Here is a 22025-nt window from a genome sequence, read left to right as displayed (position 1 = left end):
ACCAAATCTTGCCGATTGGTTTATTCGAGCGAGGTAATCCAGAATCCGAGCGCTGAAAAAATTCGAATGCGTCGCGGGGCCCGCAATGACAGGCGGGGCGAAAGCATGCCGCACGCCTCTCGCATGCGAACCTAGGCCGCCGCCTTCTGCTTCGCCACCATCGCTTCGCCGAACGCCTCGAACAATTTTCGGTTGATTGGATTGCGCTGCGGGTCGTATTCGGCGTGCCATTGCACACCGAGCGCGAAGGTCGGAGCCTCCGCGATGCGGATCGCCTCGATGGTGCCATCTTCGGCGACGCCTTCGATCAGCACGCGCTTGCCGGGATCGAGGATACCCTGCCCGTGCAGCGAATTGACCCGGATTTTCTCGCAGCCGAGAATCTTGGCAAACGCCCCGCCCGGCGTGAGGTCGACATCATGACGGTCGGCGAACACGACGGTCGGATCGGGATGGATCTCTCCGTTCTCGAGCCGGGGCATGCGGTGGTTCATGCGGCCGGGGATTTCTCGGATCTCAGGATGCAGCGAGCCGCCAAAAGCGACGTTCATCTCCTGCAGGCCACGGCAGATGCCGAACAGCGGAATACCGCGCGAGACGCAGGCGACCGAAAGCGCCAGCGCGACCTCGTCGCGGTGGATGTCATAGGGTTCGTGCTTTTCGCAGGGGTCCACGTTGAAGCGGGTCGGATGCACGTTGGCGCGGGCACCGGTCAGCACGATACCGTCGACGGTGTCGAGCAGCGCTGCGATGTCGGTGATGTCGGGCGCGCCCGCGAACATCACCGGCAAGCCGCCTGAAACCTCGGCCACGGCGCGCAAATTGCGCTCGCCGACCATCTGGACCTGAAATCGATTTTCGACGCGATGGGCGTTCCCGATCACGCCGACGACCGGCTTTCTCATCTCCCGTTCCGACCTCCCGCCGAAAAGATTCTCCAAAGATGCCCTTGGGATGGAACAAATTCAACAGAAGGGATCGCGGGACGGCAATGCTATTTTCGCGCAAATGCCTCCAAGGCCTGGGTCGCGCCTGTGGCGGGCAGGCCGGCGGCCTTCAGCGCAGTTGCCGCCTGGTCGCCCGGCGTGGCCAGCCAGGGCAATTTCGTCTCGATTCCGCGCGTCACAGGCTCCCCGAGCACGCCACCGAAATCGATCGGCCAAAAACCGTTGGGCACCACCTCGGCGGTGAGGCCACGGATGGCGTAGCCGCTGCCGAGAACGGTGTCCGCATGCTCGGCCGCGACGAGCCGCGCGGTCTGGGGATCTCCGGGATCCCCAAAGCTCAGGAGCACGGGGATCAGCTCCCCCTGCACCGGGACAATGCCGGTTTGCCTGGCGATATCGCTGAACGAGACACGGTTGCCGCGCGCGGCGCCGTAGGCACGGAGCGCGACGTAGTTGATGTCGTCGAGGTCAAGCTTGGCTCCCTGCTGATGCGCCAGCAACGCCACCAGGTTCTTGCCTTTGCCGCGGTCTTGACTGCGATCTTGGTCGAGATCGACGAACACAGCCTCCCCGCGCATCGTGGTGCGGCCTCCGCGGTTGTAGTTGCGATCGGGCACGACGGCCAGAATGCCGGAGGCGGTCCTGATCCCATCAGGCGTCGTAACCTCGACCGTGAGGCGATATTTGTGGCCGGGACGGTTGATCCGGATCTGGTCCGCGATCACGATCAAGGCCAGGAGTCCGAGCAGACCGGCCCATTTGCTGATGAAACTCAAGCGCACCCCACCTGTTCTTTTCTGACCGGTCTGCACCGTTCGAGCGGCAGCGTCAAACCAGCGCGTTAACGCGGTCTTGATCGGACACGCGTTTGCCGAAAGAGTGTCTCGCCCACAGCCGCCGAAAAGGACTTGATGTGACGATCTCCGGAGATGAACGGTCCCAGACTCGCAATGATCTCGCCTGGGCCATCTCGGTTGGCGGTATCGGCGTCGTGCTGTTCACGGCCATGTTGGTCTTCACCTGGTACTTTGCCGCCACCCTGCTCCTGATCTTCGCCGGCATGCTGTTCGGCGTCGGCCTCAACGCCTTGACCAACGCACTCGGCCGCCGCGTGCACCTGCCGCATGCGGTGCGGCTTGCGATCGTTTGCATCGTGCTTGCGGCCCTGCTTGCGGGCGTCGCCTATCTCGGCGGGGCGACCATCGCCGATCAGGCGTCGGTGCTCAGCAATACCATCAAGTCGCAGATCGCGCATGTCAGGTCCTACCTGGAGAACCATGGCATCGACACCAGCTTCTTCGATCTCGGCAATACCAATTCCGCGGCCCCCGCCTCCGCGGGCGATACGGCGTCGGGGCCGAGCCCGAATGCACACGGCCCCTTGCCGGGTGCAGGTGCGCTTGCCTCCAGCGGCGGGGCGATCGTGAGCCAGACCTTCAAGCTGCTGTTCGGCGCAATCAGCGCCGTCGGCAACATCTTCATTGTGCTGTTCCTCGGGCTCGCCTTCGCGGCGCAACCCAGTGTCTATCACGACGGACTGCTGTTTCTCGCACCGGCGAAGCACCGCATCCGCGCGACGCTGATCATCGACCGGATCGGCGAGACGCTTGAGCGCTGGCTGATCGCGCAAATCATCGTCATGCTCGCGGTCGGCCTCGTGACCTGGATCGGGCTTGCCGTCATCGGCATCCCCGGCTCGTTCATCCTGGGGATTCAAGCCGGCCTGCTCGCCTTCATCCCGACAGTCGGCGCCATCATCGCCGGCGTCGTCGTGGTGCTGGCGAGTCTCGCCTCGGGCTGGTTCCCCGCGCTATCGGCGCTGATCCTGTTCCTCGGTGTGCACGCGATGGAGAGCTACGTGCTGACGCCGCTGCTGCAGCGGCAGGCGCTGGACATCCCGCCGGCCACGCTGTTCGCGTTCCAGATCCTGCTCGGCGTCGTCTTCGGAATCTGGGGCCTGGCGCTGGCGCTGCCACTGGTCGCCATCGCCAAGGTCATGATCGATCATTTCAAGACGCATGATGCGCCGCCTCTCGCAGCATGATCCGGAAAAGTGCGCAGCGGCTTTCCGAAAAGATCATGCTCAAACGAAAATGCGGCGTGAGCCAGCTCAGGTCGTCAGCACGGTCTCGGTGTGCTCGACTTCCGGAGGCGAGGCAAAATACTGGCCGACGAGGCCGCGCCATTCGGTGAAGTTCTCGGAGCCGCGGAAATCGACGGTGTGGTTCTCCAGCGTCGCCCATTTCACCATCAACCGGTAGCGCTGCGGCTTCTCGATCGACTTATGCAGCTCGAAACCGTGAAAGCCCTTGGAACGGCCGAAGGCGGCCTTGGCCTTGGCGACGGCGGCCTCGAAGTCCTTCTCGCTGCCCGGCTTGACGTCGATTTGCGCGATCTCGGTGATCATCGGTTTCCACCCCTTTGTTTGGTGGCCGTGTCTAGCGCAGACGGAGGCAAAGAAAAAGGCGCCGAAACGGCGCCCTGCCCGGTCGAAAACGCGGCGCTGTCAGGCGAACAGCAGCACGCTGCCGGCAACGACGAACGCGCACCCCAGAAACAGCGCAAGCGGCCAATAGCTGCGGCTCTTGATATAGCGCCCCTGGGCGCGGCGCTCGGCGATCAGCGCGGTCTCGTATTCATCCGCGGTCGAGAACAGACAGGCGAAACCGCCGCGTGCCGAGCTCGCGGCGGCTTCGAGCGACATCAGGGCAGCTTGCGGGTTCTGTCGACGGATCGATTCCATGACCGTTATGGTGGAACCGAATGGTAAACAGAGGATTACCGCGAGGCTCCTTCGTCTCAGGCGGTCGCGGGCTGTGTCTTGGACGGTCCCTTGGGGACGCCGATCCGCGCGGCGCTCTGGCGGCGCCAGTTCTCCAGCGACAGCGGCAGCTCCTCCGCCGCCTCGACGCGATTGCGGCCGCCGCGCTTGGCCTGGTAGAGCGCGGTATCGGCCGAGGCCAGCAACACCTCGAGCTCGGTACCGGCGGGCCCGCCGGCCACGCCGATGCTGACGGTGGTGTCGACCGGGCCCTCCTCGACCACGACGCCTGATGTCTCGAACGCCTCGCGCACGCGTTCGGCGACCAGTACGCCTTCCTCGAGCGCGCAAGGCAGCAGCGCGGCGAACTCCTCGCCGCCGATGCGACCCGACAGGTCCGAGATGCGCAGATTGTTGACGACGATGGTCGAGAACAGTCTCAGCATCTCGTCGCCAGCGGGATGGCCGAAGCGATCGTTGATCGACTTGAAATGGTCGATGTCGAAAATCATCACCGTGACCGGGCGGCCGCCCTTGGCCTCACGCTCGATCATCCGCGCGCAGGCTTCCGAGAAGCCGCGGCGGTTGAGCATGCCGGTGAGCGGATCGGTCGACGCAGCGGTGCGGTGCGCGGTGACGGTGCGCTCGGACACCAGCATGAAGATCACGAATACGGTGCCGACGGCATAGAGGATCAGCTCGACCGCGAACACGGTGACCCAAACGCTGGTGGAGAAGCCTGCGTCGTGCGGGCGCAGGAAGCTGCCGAGCAGAATCGGCAGCATCAGCACGCAGCCGTGCATCACAGGCACGACGAACGCCGGCCAGCGCCGTTGCAGGCTCTTGCGCCGTTCGACCCAGAGTTCGCTCGCGGTCAGCGCTGCATAGACCGAGACAATGCCGGCGCCGATGATCATGCGCAGCATGGCAGCCGTTGGATCGAGCAACGTCGCGGCCGCAACCCAGGCGACCGCGCCGAATACGAGACCCGGCCAATTCGGCTTGCGGCCGTGGAAGACGCGCGCCGCATTCCACACCAGGCCGCAGGCGACGAAGCCGACTGCGTTCAGGGCGAGGTAGAGGTAGGGGCCGAGCTTGTCGCCGGTCGCGGTCCACAGCGCGACGGAGGACGCGCCGAGCAGATAGGCGGTGCCCCACCATTTCAGCGCCGGGCTGTTCTCCTGTCTGCCGAAAAACACCATCATGGCGCCGAGCAATGCGGCGACCATCGTGGCGACCAAATAGAGCGTGATGCTATCGAGCGACATCATGTCGGCCCCCTTCTAAACATAGCAGTTACGCGATCGGCCCAGCCGACTTGCGCGCCCTTCCAGCTGCGACGCTAGGTCCCGCGAGTTCCATTCAGGTTTTCACGCAGGCCCAAGTTTTCGGGAAACACGCGCTCAATTTGCGTACAAACGAACAACAAAAAAGGCGCTGAAATCAGCGCCTTTTTGCTTCTCATTGAAGCCGCTTTCGCGGCGAATGTAACCGAAGCGATTAACGCTTCGAGAACTGGAAGGACCGGCGGGCCTTGGCCTTGCCGTACTTCTTACGCTCGACCACGCGCGAGTCGCGGGTGAGGAAGCCGCCCTTCTTGAGCACGCTGCGCAGCTCGGGCTCGAAATAGGTCAGAGCCTTGGAGATGCCGTGACGCACAGCGCCCGCCTGGCCGGACAGACCGCCGCCGGCGACCGTGCAGATCACGTCGTACTGGCCCGAACGCTGGGCCACGGAGAACGGCTGCTCGATCATCATGCGCAGCACGGGTCGGGCGAAATAGACCTCGACCTCGCGCGAGTTGACGGTGACCTTGCCGGCGCCCGGCTTGATCCAGACGCGGGCGACCGCGTCCTTGCGCTTGCCGGTGGCGTAGGCGCGGTTGAACTTGTCGACCTTCTTCTCGTGCTTGGGCGCATCCGACGCCACGGCGGCGGTCTTGAGCTGCGAAAGCTGGTCGAGCGACTGAATGGATTCGGCCATGATTATGCGGCCCTCGTGTTCTTGCGGTTCAACTTGGCGATGTCCAGCTTCTCGGGCGTCTGGGCCTCGTGCGGATGATCGGCACCGCCATAGACGCGGAGGTTGCCCATCTGGACGCGACCGAGCGGACCACGCGGGATCATGCGCTCGACGGCCTTCTCGAGCACGCGCTCGGGATGCTTGCCTTCAAGGATCTGGCGCGCGGTGCGCTCCTTGACGTGGCCGACATAGCCGGTGTGCTTGTAATAGGTCTTCTGCTCGCGCTTGCGGCCGGTGAGGACCGCATGCTGGGCATTGATGATGATGACGTTGTCGCCGCAATCAACGTGCGGGGTGTAGGTCGGGAGGTGCTTGCCGCGCAGACGCATGGCGACGATGGTGGCGAGACGGCCGACGACCAGACCCTTGGCGTCGATCAGCACCCACTTCTTCGTCACCTCGGCCGGCTTTGCCGAAAAGGTTTTCATGTCAGAGTTTCCGTGGACGGGGAATAGCGGCGCGAACACCGCACCGGACTGCGTGGGTTTCTAGAGAAGAGGCGCGCGATGGTCAATGCCCAAAGATGTATATTACGTAAGTAAAATCAATAACTTAAAATTATGGTGCGATATTACCTGCAAAAAGCTCAAATATTTGGAATGGAATAGGTGGAGGTGACATGGGCGATCGGATCGGGCGACGTCCCCGACAACAGCTTCACCTCCCCGACCGCCAGGCGCTTGCCGAGCTTGAGCAGCCGTGCCTCCGCCAGCACGTCCTGTCCTGGCTGGCCCTTGCGGAGAAAATTGATGTTGAGATTGGTGGTCACCGCGAGCCCGATCGGTCCGATCGCGGAAAGCAGCACCACGTACATGGCGAAATCGGCCAGCGCCATCAGCGTCGGGCCTGATACGGTTCCACCAGGCCGCAGCATCTTCTCGCCGTAGCGCTGGCGCAGCAGGCAGGTCTGGCCGTCCGCGCTCTCGATCGTGATGTCGTCGCCGCTGAAGGCCTGGGGGAATTCGTCGCGGAGAAACTGCTCGAGCTCCGCCACGCTCATTTTCGCTACCGTCATGCTGTTCCCCACCCTCGCTTCACGTGGCCTGCTACATTAGGTTATCTGCATCATCCAACCGTAATAATCCAATCGGAAACGCCGCAATGTCCCCCCAGGCCGCCCGCGCCCCCTCGCCACTCCAGCGAATTCTGCTGCGCGAAATGATCGGGCCCATTGCCGTGCTGACCCTGAACCGGCCGGCCGCGCGCAACAGCCTCTCGACAGCGATGATCGCGAGTTTGCACGCAGAGCTTGATGACATCGGCGGCGACAAGGCCGTCCGCGGCGTCGTGCTGGCAGCCAACGGCCCCGCCTTCTCCGCCGGTCACGACATGAAAGAACTGACCGCGCGCCGCACTGATCCCGATCGTGGCCGCGCCTTCTTTGCCGAGACCATGAATGCCTGCAGCGCGATGATGCAGGCGATCGTAAGTCTGCCCAAGCCCGTGGTCGCGGCCGTCCAGGGCATCGCGACCGCGGCCGGCTGCCAGCTCGTCGCGAGCTGCGATCTCGCTGTCGCATCGGACGCGGCGAGTTTCGCCACGCCCGGCGTCGACATCGGCCTGTTCTGCTCGACGCCGATGGTGGCGCTGTCGCGCAACGTGCCGCGCAAGCAGGCGATGGAGATGCTGCTGACCGGTGAACCGGTCCCGGCCGCGCGCGCGAGAGAGATCGGCCTCGTCAATCGCGTGGTCGCCGCCGGCGCCGAGCGCGAGGCCGCGATCGCGCTGGCGCAACAGGTCGCGCTGAAATCCGCCTACACCGTCAAGCTCGGCAAGGAGGCGTTCTACCGGCAAGCCGAGATGAGCCTTGCGGATGCCTATCGCTATGCGGCAGAGGTGATGACCGAGAACATGATGGCCCGCGACGCCGAAGAAGGCATCGGCGCCTTCATCGAGAAGCGCACGCCGACATGGCGGGATGAGTAGCGACATTTCACCGTCATTCCGGGGCGATGCGCAGCATCGAACCTGGAATGTCGAGGTTCCGGGTTCGGCTCTTCGAGCCGCCCCGGAACGACAGATGAAGGATCACATGAACCACGACGCCTATCCCGACAATTACATCCGCAGCATCCTCAACGGCGTGAAGTCGATCGCGATGGTCGGCGCCTCGCCGGTCAATGTGCGGCCGAGCTACTTTGCGTTCAAATATCTGGCGCAGCGCGGCTACGACATGATCCCGGTCAATCCCGGGCATGTTGGCAAGGACCTGCTCGGAAAGCCCTTCGTCGCATCGCTTCGCGACATCGGCCGCCCCGTCGACATGATCGACATTTTCCGTAACTCCAGCCACATCATGCCCGTGGTCGAGGAAGCGCTTGCGCTCGATCCTCTGCCGAAGGTGATCTGGATGCAGCTCGGCGCGCGTGACGATGCAGCGGCGGAAAGGGCTGAGGCCGCGGGTATCAAGGTCGTGATGAACCGCTGCCCCAAGATCGAATATGGCCGGCTGTCGTCGGAGATCTCCTGGATGGGCGTCAATTCGCGCACGCTCTCCTCCAAGCGCCCGCCGGCGCCGACGCAGGGCATGCGCCTGTCCCTCAATCGAATGAGCGTCGGCGGTGGCGACACTGCAGCCTCCGATCGCGCCGCCAAAAACAAGAGCGAGCAAAGCTGACGCAATTGCGAACGATTCGTTTCGCGAATGCGTCAATGGGTAGCACGATCGTTGCGATGTGAAGCTGCGGCTTGACGCCGGGCACGGCGCCGATCAGCATGCCGCGCGATTTCAGACCACGAGAATAGGACGCCTCAATGAGCGATCGCCTTCCGGGATTTTCGACCCTCGCCGTGCATGCCGGTGCACAGCCCGATCCGACCACCGGTGCGCGCGCGACGCCGATCTATCAAACGACGTCCTTCGTCTTTAACGACGCCGACCACGCCGCCTCACTGTTCGGCCTGCAGGCGTTCGGCAACATCTATACCCGCATCGGCAACCCGACCAACGCGGTGCTCGAGGAGCGCGTTGCCGCGCTCGAGGGCGGCACCGCTGCGCTTGCGGTCGCCTCGGGCCACGCCGCGCAGGTCGTGGTGTTGCAGCAATTGCTTCAGCCCGGCGACGAATTCATCGCCGCGCGAAAACTCTATGGCGGCTCGATCAACCAGTTCACGCATGCGTTCAAGAGCTTCGGCTGGAACGTGGTGTGGGCCGACCCCGACGACATCGCGAGCTTCGAGCGCGCGGTAACGCCACGCACGAAAGCGATCTTCATCGAGTCCATCGCCAATCCCGCTGGCAGCATCACCGACATCGAGGCGATCTCATCGGTGGCACGCAAGGCTGGCGTGCCGCTGATCGTCGACAACACTCTGGCCTCGCCCTATCTGATCCGCCCGATAGATCATGGCGCCGACATCGTCGTGCACTCGTTGACCAAATTTCTGGGCGGTCATGGCAATTCGCTCGGCGGCATCATCGTCGATGCCGGCACCTTCGATTGGTCCACCGGTGGCAAATACCCGATGCTGTCGGAGCCGCGGCCCGAATATCACGGCATCCGCCTGCAAGAGACGTTTGGCAATTTCGCCTTCGCGATCGCCTGCCGCGTGCTGGGCTTACGCGACCTTGGCCCGGCGCTGTCGCCGTTCAACGCTTTCATGATCCTGACCGGCATCGAGACGCTGCCGCTGCGCATGCAGAAGCACTGCGACAACGCCAAGGCGGTTGCCGAATTCCTCGCTAGTCATCCGGCGGTGGCCTCGGTGAGCTATGCGGGCCTGGCCAGCGACAAGTACAACCAGCTCGCGCGCAAATATGCGCCGAAGGGCGCAGGTGCGGTGTTCACCTTCAGCCTCAAGGGCGGTTACGACGCCGGCGTCAATTTGGTGTCGAAACTGCAGCTGTTCTCGCACCTCGCCAATGTCGGCGACACCCGCTCGCTGGTCATCCATCCGGCCTCGACCACCCACAGCCAACTCGACGACGCCGCCAAGGTCAAATCCGGCGCCGGCCCAGATGTCGTCAGGCTCTCGATCGGCATCGAGGACAAGGAAGACCTGATCGCCGACCTGGAGCAGGCGCTGAGCGCGTAGAGTTCCACCATCGTCCATCCGCAACGGGACCTGGCCCTGAGCCCTGCCGAAGGCTCCGCGCCAGCTTCCGTCGTTACGGTCGCCCAACGCTCCCACGACACAACCGGGCGCAACGATCGCGACTGCATAAGGATGGCCATGAATATCGCCGTACCGGATATCGGAACGCTTTTTCCAATCCCCTCCCAGACCAGCGCTCACGACAAACGGTTCTTGTTGCAGACCATTGCGCTCGCCAAGCGTGTCCTGGGATCATTCTCCTACGTTGAGATCGGCTCCTATCTCGGAGGCAGCCTCACGCCATTTTTGCTGGACCCTGCCTGCAAAACGGTCCTGTCGATCGACGAACGCGGCCGGCAACAACCGGATGAGAGGGGAGCTAAATTCGACTATTCCGGAATTACGCACCAGACGATGATCAACAATCTGGTGTCGCGTGGTGTTCCGACGTTCAAGCTCACGACGTTCGACGGCTCCGTCGATGCGGTGCAAGGGGCTGACGATAGTTTCGAGATCGCCTTCATCGATGGCGAGCACACCGATATCGCCTGCTTTAGGGATTTCCTGTGGACGCTGCCCCTAATGAAGAGCGATGCCATCGTCCTCTTTCACGACAGCACGCTGGTCTACAAGGCGCTCCGCATGATCGGCCTGTACATGCGGAAGTCGGGACGCAAGCACGTGCTCGCGAAGAACCATGAGTCTGATGTCACGGCCCTCTTCCTTGGAAAATTCGCCGAGATCGATTTCGCGAGAGAGTTCGGTCAGGCCGCGCACTGGGACGAGTTTTTCGAGAGGTCGGAAACCGAGGTCATCCAGCACGTTCTGAAGAACCGGGTGAGCATTCAATTCGACGCGGTCGTGACCCCGGTCAGGACGTTTCCTGCCTGATCGGCGGAGCGCGGTTAACAGTCATTAACCATGTCTGCCGCATACATCGTTTTTGGATCGTCCCTGTGATTCGGAGCCGATAATGCTGCGCTGGATGGTGCCTGCCCTTGCGGCAATGCTGACGGCCTCAGCAGCCCTTGCCGCCGATTTGCCCGCCCATCCGAAGCGACGGGCCGCAGCCCCGCCGCCAAAGGTCTATGTCGAGACCGATCCAGACGCGCTGATCTCGCCGGCCGATGGCATCGGCAGCTACATCAGCAACCTGCCGGGCACCCCGCTGCTGCCGGGCTCGCACACGCTGCCGGGTTATTACGGCCGCCCCTGGGACTATGACTATCAAGGCTCGTATTACGGCGGGAAGCAGGTCGAGTATTTCTGGCGCCTGCCCTATTCGTGCGGCATCTACGGCTACTGCTGATCTGATCAACCGGCCTGCCCGACCGGGACCGCGCGCGGCTGCACGTCCGCGCTCTGCCGCGACGCCAGCCGCTCCGCCTGCATCACCGCCAAGGTCAGCACGGCGATCGCAACCGCCTGGTGCGAGAGCGCGAGATCAATCGGCACCTGATTGAGCAGCGTGAGGATGCCGAGCACGAGCTGCAAGCTGACCGCCGCAAACAGCCAGAGCGCACCGCGCGCCGCCGAGCCTGCGCGTGAGCGCACCGCATCGAACGCATGCAGCGCCACCAGCGTGAACAACAGATACGCCGTCATGCGGTGTTCGAACTGCACCGTCAGCACATTGTCGAACATGTTGCGCCACCACGGCGTCTCGAACCACAGCCGCTCCGCCGCCGGGATGAATGCACCGTCGATCTGCGGCCAGGTGTTGTAGGCGCGCCCCGCCCGCAGGCCTGCGACCAGTGCACCGAAATAGATCTGGATGAAGGTCAGGATCACCAGCGCGGCGCTGGTGAACCGCAGCCGCGCTGGAACCGCGAGCTGCGGCCGATCCGCGAGCCGCCGCACCGTCCAGACGATGCCGGCGAAGATCAGCAGCGCCAGCACCAGATGCGTCGCGAGCCGATATTGCGACACCTCGACCCGCTCGGAGAGACCAGAGGCCACCATCCACCAGCCGACGGCGCCCTGGAGGCCGCCGAGCGCGAACAGCAGCCACAGCCGCCGCTTCAGCTCTCCCGACAGGCCGCCGCGCCACAGGAAGAACAGGAACGGCAACAGATAAGCGATTCCGATGAACCGGCCGAGCAGCCGGTGGCTCCACTCCCACCAGAAGATCTGCTTGAACTCGGACAGGCTCATGCCGGCGTTGAGCTCGCGATATTGCGGGATCTTCTTGTAGGCCTCGAAGGCGTCGGTCCACTGTCCCTCCGACAGCGGCGGAAGGCTGCCGGTGACCGGCTTCCACTCGACGATCGAAAGGCCGGACTCCGTCAGTCGCGTCGCGCCGCCGACCAGCACCATCAGCGCAATCAGGGCGGCCACGGAGATCAGCCACCAGCGCACGGCACGATGCGGGTTTTTCGAGGCAGAAATCGTCGTCATTTCAGGGACAAACCAAGCCTTGTGACTAAGAGACTTGAACCGGACTGCGCGCCCCTTATAGTCCCCCGCTCCCGCAGCGCAAGTTACGCGAAAGCCGCAAGTCCCCGCCATGACGATCCGCACCCGCAAGTTCCTCGGCGCCATTCTGCTCCTGGTGCTGGCCACGGTCTGGGCCCTGCTCGGCATGGCGGCGGCGCAGATGCCGTGGATCGCCGAGTCCGGCTGGCGGCAGGCGGTCTACTACGTGGTGGTCGGCATGGGCTGGGTGCTGCCGGCCATGCCGATCGTGAGCTGGATGCAGCGGCCGGACCGGGCGAAATCTAGCTCGTAACGCTGCCCGTCGGTTTCACCGGTGCGAAGGCAACGCCCGACACCAGCACCCGCATCATCCGCAGCGAGCGCACCCGCCCGTCCCATGAAATCCGCGGCAACGCGCGCAGATTGGTGCGCCCTTCCGCGTCCACGATGCCCGGGATCGTCGATACCGCGCTGGCAAAGCCGGCCTCCTCCGCCATCACGACGTGGCTGCGCCGGAACGAGGACCGATCGCCGAACGGATATGCCAGGTGGCGGATCTCTCGGCGAAACGCGGCTTCCGCCACCGCCTTGCCCATCGTCATCTCGCGCAGCGCCGCCGCATCCTTCATGTTGGCGAGGTTGGGATAGTTCACGGTCGCACTGCCGATCGTGACCAGCGGATCGGCGGCCAGCCGCGCCAGATCCTCCCAATCCATCGACGCCTCGCGCGAGAGCGCGAGGAGATCGATGCTGTAGCGTGTACAGAGATCGGCAATCGCGGCCGATAGATCCGCAGGCGGCAGCGAGCGGAGCCAACCTTCGAGATGCGAAAACAGCGCGTGTTTTTCGGCATTGTCCGTAACGGTGAAACGCTGCTCCTTGTCGCCCATCATCAAGCTGACGCGGCTCTCGCGCGCGATCACCCGCTCGAGCCCAAGCCACCACGCCTCGCCGACGCCGTCGGGAAAGGCGGTCGGAACATAGAGCGTGAACGGCACGGCGTGGCGCGCCAGCACCGGATAGGCAAAGCTGATGAAGTCCTTCGAGGCGCCGTCGAAGGTGAGTGCCACGAAGCGCCGCTTCTCCGGCAGCGTCACCGCACGCCGGCAGACCTCGTCCATACCGAGGAAGTCATAGTCCCAGCGCTTCAGCGTGCGAATGGCGCGATCGAGGAATTGCGGCGTGATCTCGTGTTGGCGCAGCGGCTGGAACGCGCCGCTCCGCCGCGGCCGCACGTGCTCGAAACGCAGGATGGCGCCCGCGCCGCGGCTGCGCAGCAAGGACTGGCCCGAGAACCAGGCCAGCTCGAGCTGCAACCGCTCCAACCATCTGTCGTCGGATGCCAATTGTCCCACCCTCGCGTTCGCCGGCGGCCTGTTTCCTCACCCATTGTCATTACCCTTTGTTGACATTTATTTGCAAAGGTCGGCCACAGGCCGAAATACGTATTTTTCGCTTTCTCGACAGGTTTCGCGGATGACCATGGCTGCGGCGATGCAAAGCCGGACGGCAGAATCGCCAGCGCGGTCCAAAGCGAGCCGTATTGCGCGTGTCGATATCGTCGCCGATCTCGGTGAAGCCGAGAGGACCTGGCGCACGCTCGAGGAGCCCGGTCACCTCTTCACGCCCTATCAGCGGTTCGATCTGCTGGGCACCTGGCAACGATCGGTCGGAGAGCGCGAAGGCGCCCGTCCCTTCGTCGTGATCGCCCGCGATGCCGAGCAGAATCCGCTCGCGCTGCTTCCGCTGGCACTCCGCCGGCACCACGGCCTGCGCACGGCCTGCTTCATGGGCGGCAAGCATACCACCTTCAACATGGGGCTTTGGAACGCCGAGTTCGCGGCACAGGCCATCGCTAGCGACCTCGACGCGCTTTTCGCACCGCTGCGCGACAGGGTCGACGTGCTCGCTTTGATGCAGCAACCGAAGCGCTGGCACGATCAGCAGAATCCGTTCGCGTTCCTGCCGCGGCAGAGCGCAATCAACGGCTGTCCCGTGCTCATCATGGAGCCGGGCGGCCCGCCGGCATCGCGGATCAGCAACTCGTTCCGCCGCCGGCTCAAAAGCAAAGAGAAGAAGCTTCAGGCGCTTCCCGGCTACCGCTATCACCTCGCCACATCAGACGCGGACGTCACCCGCCTACTCGACTGGTTCTTCCGCATCAAACCGGCTCGGATGGCGGAGCAGAAGCTGCCTGATGTCTTCGCCGAGCCTGGCGTCGAGCAATTCATCCGCGGTGCCTGCCTGGCGCCGCGCGGCGAAGGACGCGTCATCGACATTCATGCGTTGGAATGCGACGACGAGGTGATCGCGATCTTCGCCGGTGTCGCCGACGGCCAGCGCTTTTCGATGATGTTCAACACCTATACGATGTCGGAGCATGCCCGCTTCAGTCCGGGCCTGATCCTGATGCGCTACATCATCGACCGATACGGCGAGCGCGGCTACCGCTCCCTCGACCTCGGCATCGGATCAGATGACTACAAGCGCATGTTCTGCAAGAACGACGAGGACATCTTCGACAGCTTCGTGCCCCTTACCCCGCGCGGCAAGCTCGCCGCCATGGCCATGTCATCGATCAACCACGGCAAGCGCCTGGTGAAGCAGAACCAGATGCTGTTCGATCTGGCGCGACAGCTCAGGCAAGCCTTCGGATAGCGGCCTTTCCTTCTCGCATCGCAGGCAGCGCGAGAGCAAACGGGCCCTACGCCGCGACCACGCGCGCCGTCTCAGCGGCATCCGACGGCCGCACGGGCCGGCTCAACATCGTCACCTCGCTGAAGCCGACGGCCTTGAGCTGTTCGCACATCAGCGTACGCGCATCAGCCTCCATCGACGCCTCGGGGACCACCACGGCGCGGGCATTCGTCGTCAGAAGTTCCGCGGGCAGCTCGGAGGCGCCACCGGCGTCGAGCAACACGTAATCGTAGGCGCGCAGCAAGGCATCGATTGCGAGCGTCACCCGCGGCGACTGGAGCAGGCTTTGGTCGAAGCCGGGACGGCCGGCCAAGACGAGATGCAGCCGCGAGAATTTGTCACGCGTAATGATCTGCGCGAACGAGGCTTGCCCTTGCATCAGCTCGGCAAGACCGGGCGCGGTCGGATCGACCGACACCGCGGCGATCGTCGGCGAAGACGCGGCAAGATCGACCACGACGACGCGCGCCTCGCGTGCCAGATGCCGCGCGAGCGTCAGCGCTGACAGCGTGATCGCCTCTCCTGCGGCGGTGCCGAGCACGGTGACCTTCTTGGCGCTCGCCCCGGCAGCCTTCAGGCTCTCGGCCAGTTGCCCGATCTCGGCCAATTCGCTGACGCCGGTATCATCAGGCATCGCTGGCTGAAGCGGCGCCGGGTCCGTCTCCACTTGATCGATAACAGGCTCGCGACGAGCCGCCGCGGGCGCGGCCGGCGCGGCGGCGCGCGGCGCGGTCTGGCGCAGCAGCTCGCCGGTGACGACGAGGCCGGAGGACAGCAGCAGCGTCGCCAGAGTCGCGATCAGCACGATCGGCAGCTTCTTCGGATAGGCCGGCGTGTTCGAGACGATACCGCGCGAGATGATACGGCCCTCGGTCGGCGCGGTGTCGATGGTCTCGCGGGTATTGGCCTCGCGATATTTGGCAAGATAGGTCTCGAGCAGGTCGCGCTGCGCCTTGGCCTCGCGCTCGAGCGCCCGCAGCTGAACGTCCTGGCCGTTGGTCGATGTCGCCTGCTTCTTGAGCTGCTCGAGGCTCGTGGTCAGCCCGTCGACCCGGCCGCCGGCGATCCGGGCATCGTTTTCAAGCGAACGCGAGATCTTGGCGGCCTCGTCGCGGATCTGGCCATCGAGGTCGTTCAGCTGCGCCTTCAGCTCCTTGATACGAGGATGATTGCCGAGCAGCGTAGATGACTGTTCGGCGAGCTGGGCGCGCAGCGTCACCCGCTGCTCCGACAACCGCCGCATCAGCTCGGAGTTCACCACCTCGGACGCCTCAATCGGCTTGCCGCTCTGGAGCATCTCGCGGATCAGGCGTGCCTTGGATTCGGCGTCCGCCTTCAGCGCGCGCGCATTGTTGAGCTGGGTGTTGACCTCACCCATCTGCTGATTCGACAGCGTGGTGTTGTTGGTGCCGACGAACAGCGACGATTTGGAACGGAAATCCTCGACCTTGGCTTCGGCGTCGGAGACCTTCTTGCGCAGGTTATCGATCTCGCCTGCAAGCCACTGGCTGGCGTTGCGCGCCTGGTCCTGGCGCGCATTCTGCTGGAGCACCAGATAGCCCTCGGCAATCGAATTGGCGACGCGCGCGGCGAGCTCCGGATCCTGCGACTGGAATTCGACTACGATCACGCGCGACTTGTCGACGGCGTAGGCCTGAAGGCGATCATAATACGCATCGAGCACACGCTCTTCCGGCGTCATCGAGAACGGGTCGCGGACGATGCCGACCAGCGCCGCGAGCGATTTCAGGGGCGAAATGCCCTGCAGCACCGGATCGAATTCCGGCCGTTCGGCCAGCTTGTTCTTCTTGATGATCTCGCGCGCGAGATCACGCGACAGCACGAGCTGCACCTGGCTGGTCACGGCCTCGGGGTCGAGCGCCTGCCGCTCCTCGGTGCTGCGATCGCTGCTCGGCCGCAGGAAGACGTTCTCGCGTCCGTCGATCAGGATGCGTGATTCGGACTTGTAGCGCGGCGTGATGAGATTGACGATGACGACGGAAGCAACGAGGGCCAACACCGTCGGCACGATGATCCAACCGCGCTTGCGCGCGAGTGCACCGCCCAGCGCGTGCAGATCGATGTCACCGGATTCGGCTGGCGCCTGCTTCGCGGCGTCAGGCGCAGGCTTGGCTTCAACTCCGGGCTTTGTCTCGAGCTTGGCCTCAAGCTTGGCCTTCGAAACGGCCCGCTCGATGACAGCCTTGTCCTTGCCGGCACGCCAGAACGCTAAACGCATCGAACACTCCCGCAGGGCAACGCCACTCGTGTACCTCAATGAGGCCGATTACACTCCATTAAGGTTGCCGCTGGGTTAATCGCGACCTCGAACAGGCAACACGGGCGCGCTCGTCACCGTTTGTTAACCACGAGGGTCCTTAATCCCATCGATATTTCGAGAACATTGTCCGGTTTCGTGCGCTGGTTTTGATCATGCCTCCCTCTCCCGACCAGCCGCTTCGCATTCTACACGCCGTCCGCGCCCCCGTCGGAGGCATATTCCGTCACATTCTCGACGTCGCCAACGGCCAGGTTGATCGCGGCCATCACGTCGGAATTCTCGCCGACAGCCTCACTGGCGGCGAGCGTGCAGACAAGGCGCTTGCCGAACTTGCGCCGCGATTGAAGCTCGGCGTGCATCGGATGGCGATCCGCCGCGAACCCTCGCCGGAGGATTTTCTGGTCTGGTGGCGCATGCGCCGCCTGATTGCGGCGCTCAAGCCCGACGTCTTGCATGGTCACGGCGCCAAAGCCGGCGCCTTCGTTCGCATGCGGCGCCGCGCCGACGATACCATCCGCATCTACACGCCCCATGGCGGCTCGCTGCACTATCCGCTCAACACCCTGAAGGGGGAGTTTTACGCGCGCCTCGAACGCTCTTTGATGGACGCGACGGACTTGTTCCTGTTCGAGAGCGCCTTCGCCCGGGACACCTACCAGCGCATCGTCGGTACGCCCAAGGGCGTGGTGCATTGCGTCTTCAACGGCGTGACGCCGGAAGAGTTCGAACCCGTCGCAATCGCGGATGACGCCACCGACCTCTGCTATGTCGGCGAGTTCAGGCACATCAAGGGCGCGGACCTCCTGGTCGACGCGGTGGCGCGGTTGCACGAGGGCGGCAAGAAAATCACGCTGACGCTCGGCGGCGACGGTGAGGAGACGGCGGCGCTGAAGGCGCAGGTCGAGCGGCTCGGCCTGACGGACGCGATCCGCTTCATCGGCCACGTCAAGGCGCGTTACGGTTTTTCCAAGGGGCGATTGCTGGTCGTTCCCTCGCGCGGCGATTCCATGCCCTATGTCGTCATCGAGGCCGGCGCAGCGGGCATTCCCATGATCGCAGCGCGTGTCGGCGGCATCCCGGAGATATTCGGTGCGGACAGCCCGGCGCTGTTCGCGGCGAGCAATGCCGAAGCCATGGCCGAGGCGATCGCAGCTGCGCTGGACGACGCGCAGGCGACCACGCAGCGCGCATCGGCCCTGCGCGAGCGCATTTCGGCCCATTTCTCCCAGCAGGCGATGGTCGACGGCGTGCTCGCGGGTTATCGCGATGCATTTGCCAATCATTAACCATCCTTAAGCCCGCTTTAGAGAATCTTCCGATTTGTCCGATAATCGAAGGTCCAGGGGATGCATGCCCGGGGCGCAAAAGCCGCTGCCCACGGGTCTTTGGAATGGACGTAGACGCCCGTGGAACCGCTCAACGCACGCTCGATGCTCGATGCCGCGACCAGCGCCGCGGCCAAGCCTGCCGAGACCAATTTCGTCGAACGCCGGCGCCGGCTCACGCCGGCCGCGCTTGAAGTCGTCAACCAGAAAGTCGCCCGCGCCTATTCGCCGATCGTGATTGCCGGCATCGTGCGCTCCATCGACTTCGTGCTGCTCAGCGTGGTCGGCATCGCCGTATATGTCGGCTATGTCATGCCGCACAACGGCTTTAGCTGGGTCTATCCGACGGAGATCGTCGCTGTCGCCGTCGCCGCCGTGGTCTGCTTCCAGGCCGCGGACATCTATCAGGTGCAGTTGTTCCGAGGCCAGCTCCGGCAGATGACGCGGATGATCTCGTCCTGGTCGTTCGTATTCCTGCTGTTCATCGGTGTCTCCTTCTTCGCCAAGTTCGGCAGCGAGATCTCGCGGCTGTGGCTTGCCGCCTTCTATTTCCTTGGCCTCGCCGCGCTGGTCACCGAGCGCCTCATCCTCCGTTCGCTGGTGCGCAACTGGGCACGCCAGGGCCGGCTTGATCGCCGCACCATCATCGTCGGCTCCGACAGCAACGGCGAGCAGCTGGTCGAAGCGCTGAGGGCGCAGGAGGATTCCGACATCCACGTGCTCGGCGTGTTCGACGACCGCAACGACAGCCGCGCGCTCGACACCTGCGCCGGCGCGCGCAAGCTGGGCAAGGTCGACGACATCGTTGAATTCGCCCGGCGCACCCGCGTCGATCTCGTGCTGTTCGCGCTCCCGATCTCGGCGGAGACGCGCATCCTGGAGATGCTCAGGAAGCTCTGGGTGCTGCCGGTCGACATCCGTCTCTCCGCACACACCAACAAGCTGCGTTTCCGCCCCCGCTCTTATTCCTATCTCGGCGAGGTACCGACCCTCGACGTGTTCGAGGCGCCGATCACCGATTGGGATCTAGTGATGAAATGGCTGTTCGACCGCGTCGTCGGCAGCCTCGCGCTGCTCGCGGCTCTTCCCGTGATGGCATTGGTGGCGCTGGCGGTGAAGCTCGACAGCCCCGGCCCCGCGCTGTTCCGCCAGAAGCGGTTCGGCTTCAACAATGAACGCATCGACGTCTATAAATTCCGCTCGATGTATCATCATCAGGCCGACCCGACGGCATCGAAGGTCGTGACCAAGAACGATCCGCGCGTCACCCGCGTCGGCCGCTTCATCCGCAAGACCAGCCTGGACGAACTCCCCCAGCTCTTCAATGTGGTCTTCGCCGGCAATCTCTCCCTGGTCGGCCCACGTCCGCATGCGGTGCAGGGCAAGCTCCAGAGCCGGCTGTTCGATGAGGCCGTCGACGGCTATTTCGCCCGCCACCGCGTCAAGCCCGGCATCACCGGCTGGGCCCAGATCAACGGCTGGCGCGGCGAGATCGACAATGAAGAAAAGATCCAGAAGCGCGTCGAGTTCGACCTCTACTACATCGAGAACTGGTCGGTGCTGTTCGATCTCGTCATTCTCCTGAAGACCCCGCTCTCGCTGCTGACCAAGAACGAGAACGCGTATTGAGTTTCCGTCATGCCCCGGCTTGACCGGGGCATCCAGTACGCCGCAGCGCCGGCCGTCTTCCGCAACAGGCGCCGCGGAGTACTGGATCGCCCGGTCAAGCCGGGCGATGACAGCGGTATTTGTGGCGTGAGCGTTGTGTAAGCGTATGAGCGTGTGATGGCGTATGCGGCAACAGCCGGTGAAGTGAACGTAGCCGTACCGGCCGCGCCCGGCGTGCTCGCTCTCCAGCGCGCGCTGGTCTGGCTGGTCGGTGCATCGGGCGCAATTGTCTTCATCGAGCCCAGCCCTTACGAGATCGTGACGCTGCTCGCCACCGTCGCCTTCTTCGCCACCGGCCTGCGCCTGCGTCTCGTGCTGATGCCGCTGCTGCTGGCCCTGGTTCTGCTCAATGTCGGCTACACCATCAGTGCGATCCCGCTGCTCGACCAGTCTGAGGTCGCAAGCTGGATCGCGACCTCCTGGTACATGGCTGTGACCGTGGTGTTCTTCGCCATGGTCATCTCCGAGGATACGGCCGCGCGGCTCGACATGCTGCGCCGTGGCCTGGTGGTCGGCGCGATGATCGCCTCGCTCTCGGCCATATCAGGCTATTTCAATCTCGTTCCCGGCGGCCACGATCTGCTGACGCTCTACGAGCGCGCACGCGGCACTTTCAAGGACCCGAACGTGCTTGGCGCGTTCCTGATCCTGCCGGCGCTGTTTGCGCTGCAGAGCGTGGTTTCCGACAAGCTGGCCAAGGCGTTCCGCAATACCATCGCCTTCGGCATCATGTCGCTGGCCATCCTGCTCGCCTTCTCCCGCGCGGCCTGGGGCGGGCTGATCCTGACCTCGGCGTTCATGCTGGCATTGATGGTGCTGACCAGCCGCACCAATGCGCAGCGCTCGCGCATCATCATCATGGCGATCGTCGCGGTGGTGCTGGGTCTGGCACTCATCGCGGTGCTGCTGTCGTTCGATTCCGTCGCCGAGATGTTCAAGCAGCGCGCGAGCTTCGACCAGAGCTATGACGAGGGCCGCTTCGGCCGGTTCGGCCGGCACATCCTGGGTGCGGAGATGGCGCTCGACCTGCCGTTCGGCATCGGACCGCTGCAATTCCACCGCTTCTTCCCCGAAGACACCCACAACTCCTACCTGAACGCCTTCATGTCCGGCGGCTGGCTCTCCGGCGTTTGCTATCCGGCGCTGGTCTTCACCACCGTGATCATGGGCTTCCGCCATATTTTCGTGCGCGTGCCCTGGCAGCGCGCTTATCTCGCGGTGTTCTCGGCCTTCGTCGGCACCGTCGGCGAAAGTTTCGTGATCGACACCGACCACTGGCGCCACTTCTGGATGATGCTGGGCGCGATGTGGGGCATGATCGCGGCCGCGCAGGCTTACAAGATCAAGGCTTCGGACGACGCTTCTTCAGCTTGAGGTCAGGCCGCTTCTCCGGGGGCGTGTCGAGCAGGCTTTTCAGCGCCGCGGTCGCCGCGAGCACGCCCTTGTAGCCCTCGTTGGCGAAACGCAGCAGCAGGCGCAGCTCTTCGTCGCTATAGGCACTGAAGACCTTTTCCATCGCCTGCTGCATCGGCACGTAGAGCTGACCGATCTTCATCGCCGTCTCGGGCACGACGGCAATAAACACCTTGCGCCGGTCGGCCTCGTCCCGCTCGCGGCGTACCAGACCCGCCTTCTCGAGCCGGTCGACCACGCCGGTGATGGCGCCCGTCGTGAGCCCCGTCACCTCGGCAAGCCTCCCCGCGGTCACGCGCCCTTCGAGATAGAGAATGTCCATGCATTCGAGGTCGGAATTGGCAATTCCGGCCACGTTGGCAACGGCTTGCCCATAGAGCACGCCCTGCGCGGACGATCGCCGCATCGCCTCTTCCAATTCCGCCAGCAACGCCGCGCGCGCCTTTGCCCTTGACAAGGCT

Annotated in this window: 23 protein-coding genes; 11 read left to right on the top strand and 12 right to left on the bottom strand. The window is 64.0% G+C overall.

Translation table 11 applies throughout. From position 1 onward, the window contains the following. Positions 1–131 precede the first annotated feature (131 nt). A complete protein-coding gene (locus XH91_RS16120; protein ID WP_128951482.1) occupies positions 132–905 on the bottom strand; it encodes a gamma-glutamyl-gamma-aminobutyrate hydrolase family protein in 774 nt (257 codons plus the stop codon). An 89-nt stretch (positions 906–994) separates the two neighbouring features. Further along, the gene (locus XH91_RS16115; RefSeq protein ID WP_245470795.1) at positions 995–1729 is read right to left on the bottom strand and encodes a hypothetical protein; all 735 of its coding nucleotides are present in this window, start codon (positions 1727–1729) and stop codon (positions 995–997) included. 131 nt (positions 1730–1860) lie between these two features. On the opposite strand from XH91_RS16115, the gene XH91_RS16110 reads away from it, so the two are divergent. Then, a complete protein-coding gene (locus XH91_RS16110; RefSeq protein ID WP_128951480.1) occupies positions 1861–2991 on the top strand; it encodes an AI-2E family transporter in 1131 nt (376 codons plus the stop codon). Positions 2992–3057: 66 nt separating this feature from the next. Here XH91_RS16110 and XH91_RS16105 read toward each other — a convergent pair whose 3' ends face one another. From XH91_RS16105 to XH91_RS16080, 6 genes are all read right to left on the bottom strand, one after another. After that, the gene (locus XH91_RS16105; protein ID WP_035673823.1) at positions 3058–3354 is read right to left on the bottom strand and encodes an antibiotic biosynthesis monooxygenase family protein; all 297 of its coding nucleotides are present in this window, start codon (positions 3352–3354) and stop codon (positions 3058–3060) included. Between the two features lie 99 nt (positions 3355–3453). Next, positions 3454–3690, bottom strand: coding sequence for a hypothetical protein (locus tag XH91_RS16100; protein ID WP_128951479.1), 237 nt, complete (start codon positions 3688–3690; stop codon positions 3454–3456). A 56-nt stretch (positions 3691–3746) separates the two neighbouring features. Continuing rightward, positions 3747–4979 (bottom strand): GGDEF domain-containing protein, encoded by a 1233-nt coding sequence (locus XH91_RS16095; protein ID WP_128951478.1) that lies wholly within the window; start codon positions 4977–4979, stop codon positions 3747–3749. Between the two features lie 229 nt (positions 4980–5208). Continuing rightward, entirely contained in the window at positions 5209–5691 is a 483-nt protein-coding gene (gene rpsI / locus XH91_RS16090; RefSeq protein ID WP_128951477.1) for a 30S ribosomal protein S9, read from the bottom strand. Positions 5692–5693: 2 nt separating this feature from the next. Continuing rightward, positions 5694–6158 carry a 50S ribosomal protein L13 gene (gene rplM / locus XH91_RS16085; RefSeq protein ID WP_015685724.1) on the bottom strand — a complete coding sequence of 155 codons (465 nt, stop codon included), beginning with the start codon at positions 6156–6158 and terminating at the stop codon, positions 5694–5696. Positions 6159–6316: 158 nt separating this feature from the next. After that, positions 6317–6745 carry a PaaI family thioesterase gene (locus tag XH91_RS16080; RefSeq protein ID WP_128951476.1) on the bottom strand — a complete coding sequence of 143 codons (429 nt, stop codon included), beginning with the start codon at positions 6743–6745 and terminating at the stop codon, positions 6317–6319. Between the two features lie 86 nt (positions 6746–6831). Here XH91_RS16080 and XH91_RS16075 point away from each other — a divergent pair, with 86 nt between their 5' ends. The 5 genes from XH91_RS16075 (at position 6832) to XH91_RS16055 (ending at position 11074) form a co-directional block, all read left to right on the top strand. Beyond that, positions 6832–7656 (top strand): enoyl-CoA hydratase, encoded by an 825-nt coding sequence (locus XH91_RS16075; RefSeq protein ID WP_128951475.1) that lies wholly within the window; start codon positions 6832–6834, stop codon positions 7654–7656. Positions 7657–7762: 106 nt separating this feature from the next. Next, complete coding sequence (locus tag XH91_RS16070; RefSeq protein ID WP_128954865.1) at positions 7763–8347, top strand: CoA-binding protein; 585 nt, start codon at positions 7763–7765, stop codon at positions 8345–8347. A 137-nt stretch (positions 8348–8484) separates the two neighbouring features. Beyond that, positions 8485–9765 (top strand): O-acetylhomoserine aminocarboxypropyltransferase, encoded by a 1281-nt coding sequence (locus XH91_RS16065; protein WP_128951474.1) that lies wholly within the window; start codon positions 8485–8487, stop codon positions 9763–9765. Positions 9766–9903: 138 nt separating this feature from the next. Beyond that, on the top strand, positions 9904–10656 hold the full coding sequence (locus XH91_RS16060; protein WP_164934302.1) for a class I SAM-dependent methyltransferase: 753 nt from the start codon (positions 9904–9906) through the stop codon (positions 10654–10656). Between the two features lie 82 nt (positions 10657–10738). Continuing rightward, the gene (locus tag XH91_RS16055) at positions 10739–11074 is read left to right on the top strand and encodes a hypothetical protein (RefSeq protein ID WP_128951472.1); all 336 of its coding nucleotides are present in this window, start codon (positions 10739–10741) and stop codon (positions 11072–11074) included. Between the two features lie 5 nt (positions 11075–11079). Here XH91_RS16055 and XH91_RS16050 read toward each other — a convergent pair whose 3' ends face one another. After that, a complete protein-coding gene (locus XH91_RS16050) occupies positions 11080–12162 on the bottom strand; it encodes a COX15/CtaA family protein (protein ID WP_128951471.1) in 1083 nt (360 codons plus the stop codon). A gap of 109 nt (positions 12163–12271) precedes the next feature. Between XH91_RS16050 and XH91_RS16045 the strand changes: the two genes are divergently transcribed. Then, positions 12272–12493: a DUF2842 domain-containing protein gene (locus XH91_RS16045; RefSeq protein ID WP_128951470.1), complete on the top strand. Its 222-nt coding sequence runs from the start codon at positions 12272–12274 to the stop codon at positions 12491–12493. Here the strand turns inward: XH91_RS16045 and XH91_RS16040 are convergent. Beyond that, entirely contained in the window at positions 12483–13526 is a 1044-nt protein-coding gene (locus tag XH91_RS16040) for a polysaccharide deacetylase family protein (RefSeq protein ID WP_128951469.1), read from the bottom strand. The two genes, XH91_RS16045 and XH91_RS16040, sit on opposite strands and share 11 nt — an antisense overlap. 130 nt (positions 13527–13656) lie before the next feature. Here XH91_RS16040 and XH91_RS16035 point away from each other — a divergent pair, with 130 nt between their 5' ends. Then, on the top strand, positions 13657–14838 hold the full coding sequence (locus XH91_RS16035; RefSeq protein ID WP_128951468.1) for a GNAT family N-acetyltransferase: 1182 nt from the start codon (positions 13657–13659) through the stop codon (positions 14836–14838). A gap of 46 nt (positions 14839–14884) precedes the next feature. On the opposite strand, the gene XH91_RS16030 is transcribed toward XH91_RS16035, so the two are convergent. Then, the gene (locus XH91_RS16030) at positions 14885–17116 is read right to left on the bottom strand and encodes a GumC family protein (protein WP_128951467.1); all 2232 of its coding nucleotides are present in this window, start codon (positions 17114–17116) and stop codon (positions 14885–14887) included. 194 nt (positions 17117–17310) lie between these two features. Between XH91_RS16030 and XH91_RS16025 the strand changes: the two genes are divergently transcribed. The 3 genes from XH91_RS16025 to XH91_RS16015 all read left to right on the top strand — a co-directional run bounded on the left by XH91_RS16025 (position 17311) and on the right by XH91_RS16015 (position 21525). Further along, on the top strand, positions 17311–18444 hold the full coding sequence (locus XH91_RS16025) for a glycosyltransferase family 4 protein (protein ID WP_128951466.1): 1134 nt from the start codon (positions 17311–17313) through the stop codon (positions 18442–18444). A gap of 120 nt (positions 18445–18564) precedes the next feature. Further along, positions 18565–20112 (top strand): undecaprenyl-phosphate glucose phosphotransferase, encoded by a 1548-nt coding sequence (locus tag XH91_RS16020; protein WP_128951465.1) that lies wholly within the window; start codon positions 18565–18567, stop codon positions 20110–20112. Between the two features lie 156 nt (positions 20113–20268). Then, positions 20269–21525, top strand: coding sequence for an O-antigen ligase family protein (locus XH91_RS16015; RefSeq protein WP_164934017.1), 1257 nt, complete (start codon positions 20269–20271; stop codon positions 21523–21525). Here the strand turns inward: XH91_RS16015 and XH91_RS16010 are convergent. Continuing rightward, positions 21494–21970, bottom strand: coding sequence for a MarR family transcriptional regulator (locus XH91_RS16010; protein WP_128954864.1), 477 nt, complete (start codon positions 21968–21970; stop codon positions 21494–21496). The two genes, XH91_RS16015 and XH91_RS16010, sit on opposite strands and share 32 nt — an antisense overlap. Between the last annotated feature and the right edge of the window lie 55 nt (positions 21971–22025).

This window comes from Bradyrhizobium guangzhouense, from assembly GCF_004114955.1.
GTDB classification, from domain to species: Bacteria; Pseudomonadota; Alphaproteobacteria; order Rhizobiales; family Xanthobacteraceae; genus Bradyrhizobium; species Bradyrhizobium guangzhouense.
This window is presented reverse-complemented; position numbering and strand designations above follow the sequence as displayed.

Bases quoted from the DNA above. Each gene is read 5' to 3' on its own strand.
- XH91_RS16120 (WP_128951482.1), bottom strand. From the start codon at position 905: ATGAGAAAGCCGGTCGTCGGCGTGATCGGGAACGCCCATCGCGTCGAA.
- XH91_RS16105 (WP_035673823.1), bottom strand. From the start codon at position 3,354: ATGATCACCGAGATCGCGCAAATCGACGTCAAGCCGGGCAGCGAGAAG.
- XH91_RS16100 (WP_128951479.1), bottom strand. From the start codon at position 3,690: ATGGAATCGATCCGTCGACAGAACCCGCAAGCTGCCCTGATGTCGCTC.
- XH91_RS16095 (WP_128951478.1), bottom strand. From the start codon at position 4,979: ATGATGTCGCTCGATAGCATCACGCTCTATTTGGTCGCCACGATGGTC.
- rpsI (WP_128951477.1), bottom strand. From the start codon at position 5,691: ATGGCCGAATCCATTCAGTCGCTCGACCAGCTTTCGCAGCTCAAGACC.
- rplM (WP_015685724.1), bottom strand. From the start codon at position 6,158: ATGAAAACCTTTTCGGCAAAGCCGGCCGAGGTGACGAAGAAGTGGGTG.
- XH91_RS16080 (WP_128951476.1), bottom strand. From the start codon at position 6,745: ATGACGGTAGCGAAAATGAGCGTGGCGGAGCTCGAGCAGTTTCTCCGC.
- XH91_RS16075 (WP_128951475.1), top strand. From the start codon at position 6,832: ATGTCCCCCCAGGCCGCCCGCGCCCCCTCGCCACTCCAGCGAATTCTG.
- XH91_RS16070 (WP_128954865.1), top strand. From the start codon at position 7,763: ATGAACCACGACGCCTATCCCGACAATTACATCCGCAGCATCCTCAAC.
- XH91_RS16065 (WP_128951474.1), top strand. From the start codon at position 8,485: ATGAGCGATCGCCTTCCGGGATTTTCGACCCTCGCCGTGCATGCCGGT.
- XH91_RS16060 (WP_164934302.1), top strand. From the start codon at position 9,904: ATGAATATCGCCGTACCGGATATCGGAACGCTTTTTCCAATCCCCTCC.
- XH91_RS16055 (WP_128951472.1), top strand. From the start codon at position 10,739: ATGCTGCGCTGGATGGTGCCTGCCCTTGCGGCAATGCTGACGGCCTCA.
- XH91_RS16050 (WP_128951471.1), bottom strand. From the start codon at position 12,162: ATGACGACGATTTCTGCCTCGAAAAACCCGCATCGTGCCGTGCGCTGG.
- XH91_RS16045 (WP_128951470.1), top strand. From the start codon at position 12,272: ATGACGATCCGCACCCGCAAGTTCCTCGGCGCCATTCTGCTCCTGGTG.
- XH91_RS16035 (WP_128951468.1), top strand. From the start codon at position 13,657: ATGACCATGGCTGCGGCGATGCAAAGCCGGACGGCAGAATCGCCAGCG.
- XH91_RS16030 (WP_128951467.1), bottom strand. From the start codon at position 17,116: ATGCGTTTAGCGTTCTGGCGTGCCGGCAAGGACAAGGCTGTCATCGAG.
- XH91_RS16025 (WP_128951466.1), top strand. From the start codon at position 17,311: ATGCCTCCCTCTCCCGACCAGCCGCTTCGCATTCTACACGCCGTCCGC.
- XH91_RS16015 (WP_164934017.1), top strand. From the start codon at position 20,269: ATGGCGTATGCGGCAACAGCCGGTGAAGTGAACGTAGCCGTACCGGCC.
- XH91_RS16010 (WP_128954864.1), bottom strand. From the start codon at position 21,970: ATGCGGCGATCGTCCGCGCAGGGCGTGCTCTATGGGCAAGCCGTTGCC.